Raw genomic sequence first — 2199 nt, 5'->3', positions numbered from 1 at the left:
TGCTTTGCAGTTGATCTACTCAGCAACTCAGGGTATTCACCGATTGATAAATCATATTTGCACGTATGCCCTCTACGATGCACAGCAAAGGGGCAGTGATGTGGTTGAGGACAAAGATATCGGGCGTATTCTTGCTGATATGGAAAGGCAGCGTGGCACAGCGGGGTAAGGTAATTAAAGGGTAAGGATCCTCTCAGTATCCATGACAGGTTTGGTTTGGGTGCTGGGGGGATCTCTACATTATCCACACTATGCACACTGACTGGCATTATCTAGCTAGACTTTGATTGGCACCTGAATTCTCAACTTTATGGCAGACTGTCGCTATAATTCTTCCGTTATTGGCGGTGAGAATTGCAGCGTCAAATTGAGTGAGAGGCAACATGATTGTTAACTCTGCTATTAGATTATACTACGCATATTTACATTATATAGAGACAGGGCAATGGGAGCTCGATGATTTGCCACATGGGGGTTTTGCGTGTGCTGTTTTGTAAAAAAGGTAGGAGTTTCTCTTAATGGATTTATTACTACGGTTATTTGTGGGCCATCTGATTGGCGATTTTATTTTACAAACGAATAATATTGCTGAATTAAAGTTAAAAAATATAAAATATCTTTTTGCCCATGTAGTTATAGTGTTTTTATCATTATTAATTTGCACTTTGGACTATTTATCGTTCAATTTGATATTTGTATTAGCCATAATTTCTCTAATTCATTTAATTGATTATTTAAAAAAATTTACTGATAACTTCTTACTGTTCATAATAGATCAAACAATACATGTAGTATCGTTGATATTAGTACCTGCAATATTTGGTTATATAGATATTTATTTAATTAATAAGTATCTTCTTGCATTTTATACCAATATAAACTTATGGGTATATGCAGCAGGTTATATATTTGGAATTTTTGCTGCAAAGGTAATGATAGATAACCTTCTTAAAAATATTATAAAAGATTACGAAGCCAATTCAATAAGTGGTTATATTGGAATGATTGAAAGGTTAATCGTTATTACTCTGGCTTTGCTAAATGAATATACTGCAATTGGTATTATTTTTGCTATAAAAGGGGTTGCACGATCTAAATTTATCGATAATGATGTAAAAAATGGCGAGTATTATTTTTTAGGAACAGGGTTGAGTTTTTTTTCTTGCTATTTTAACCGCGCTGGTAATAAAAAAAATTATTAGTTTGAGTTCGGGCAGTGATTTTGTATATTAATATTGGATCCAGAACCCATTCCCTAAGTATCTGTTTTCGGTATAATAAAAATACACAAAACGGCAGCCAAAAGTGCAGAACTCGGTAATTAGGAAGCATTGCCATCACCGTCTTGAATAATACCCTCTAAGTCGCCAGACAAGGAGGGAAAATAGAAGAGGTGATAACAATGCCGCAACAAGAGTATATCAAACACCTGTATGAGAAAGAAGAGCTAAGTATCAACGAAATCAGTAACAAAGTAGGCGTCAATTGGAGAACTGCAGCCAAGTATGCAAAAAGGAGCGACTGGAATCCTGTACAAACTACCAGGAAGCGCCGCAGACCGGTTTTAGAGCCCTTTACCGATACGATAGATGTCTGGCTCTTAGAAGACCGTCTACTAGCCCGTAAAGACCGCCGGACAGCCAAAGCGATCTGGGAACTGCTGAAAAAAGATCACGATTTTACCGGATCGGAAAGAACCGTCAGAGCCTACGTTGCCGAACGGAAAAAAGCGCTAAAGTATGAGCAGCAGGAAAAATACATAGAGCTTGAACACCCCATCGGCGAGGCCCAGGTTGATTTCGGCACAGTCCGGACCATCTGGGACGGTGAATTTAAAGAATTCAGATCTTTGACAACAGCTTTTCCCTGGAGCAATGCTGGGCTAGGGGTTCCGGTGCCGTCAGAAAACTCACTTTGTTTTCTCTACGCTTTGCCCTAAGCTTTGAGATGGCCGGCGGGGTGCCGAAAAAATCCGCTTTGACAATCTGACGGCGGCGGTAAGCAGTTTCGGTAAAAATGGCGAGAGAGTTTTAAACGAGTTATTTGTCCGCTTCATGCTCCACTACCGCTTCGAGGCCGAATTTTGCAAGCCGATAGACTGGGCGGGCCATTTCGCCATCTTTGTCCGCAAGCCAAAAGGGGCCAGGAACTCAACTCTCTACCGTTTCCTTCCCTCTGCGGTGAAAAGTTACCTTGAAG

The 2199-nt window shown here is 40.0% G+C and carries 2 protein-coding genes; both read left to right on the top strand.

From position 1 onward, the window contains the following. Nucleotides 1–518: 518 nt before the first annotated feature. Nucleotides 519–1202 carry a DUF3307 domain-containing protein gene (locus SSCH_RS06820; RefSeq protein WP_044664818.1) on the top strand — a complete coding sequence of 228 codons (684 nt, stop codon included), beginning with the start codon at nucleotides 519–521 and terminating at the stop codon, nucleotides 1200–1202. Between the two features lie 200 nt (nucleotides 1203–1402). Then, nucleotides 1403–1939, top strand: coding sequence for a hypothetical protein (locus tag SSCH_RS06815; protein WP_084710993.1), 537 nt, complete (start codon nucleotides 1403–1405; stop codon nucleotides 1937–1939). Nucleotides 1940–2199 lie beyond the last annotated feature (260 nt).

Origin of the sequence: Syntrophaceticus schinkii (assembly GCF_000946815.1) — a bacterium.
Taxonomy (GTDB): Bacteria; Bacillota; DSM-12270; order Thermacetogeniales; family Thermacetogeniaceae; genus Syntrophaceticus; species Syntrophaceticus schinkii.
Note: the sequence above shows the minus strand (reverse complement) of the source record. Positions and strands in the feature narration are given on the sequence as shown.

Bases quoted from the DNA above. Each gene is read 5' to 3' on its own strand.
- SSCH_RS06815 (WP_084710993.1), top strand. From the start codon at position 1,403: ATGCCGCAACAAGAGTATATCAAACACCTGTATGAGAAAGAAGAGCTA.
- SSCH_RS06820 (WP_044664818.1), top strand. From the start codon at position 519: ATGGATTTATTACTACGGTTATTTGTGGGCCATCTGATTGGCGATTTT.